This window comes from Pseudomonas sp. 5P_5.1_Bac1, from assembly GCF_025466015.1.
Lineage (GTDB): Bacteria > Pseudomonadota > Gammaproteobacteria > Pseudomonadales > Pseudomonadaceae > Aquipseudomonas.
Genome location: NZ_JANLNX010000071.1, coordinates 1 through 287, shown reverse-complemented (window position 1 = coordinate 287; position 287 = coordinate 1). Strand labels below are relative to the sequence as shown.

At 58.9% G+C, this 287-nt stretch carries 1 protein-coding gene; it reads left to right on the top strand.

Annotation, left to right across the window (positions count from 1 at the left end; all coding sequences use genetic code 11):
• A partial coding sequence (locus NTD82_RS15910) for an immunoglobulin-like domain-containing protein (RefSeq protein ID WP_262129402.1) occupies nucleotides 1-287 on the top strand: 287 nt, incomplete at both ends.

The window sequence follows — 287 nt, the reverse complement described above, 5'->3', positions numbered from 1 at the left end:
CCGCTGACTAACAGCATCACCGGCGTAACCGGCGGCAACTACGAGCACTTGGAAACTGCAGGCACTCCGACCACCGTCGTCACCGATGATCCAGCCCGCCTGGACACCACCGGCCTGACACTCAGCGCCACTGGCTCTGTTCAGGAAGGCGGCAGCATTGTTTACACCGCCAAGCTGACCAACCCGGCTGGCACTGAGATGAAGATCACCTTGAGTAATGGTGAAACCATCACCATCGCCAAGGATGCGACTGAAGGTTCGGTCACCTTCGCTGCACCGAAAGACAC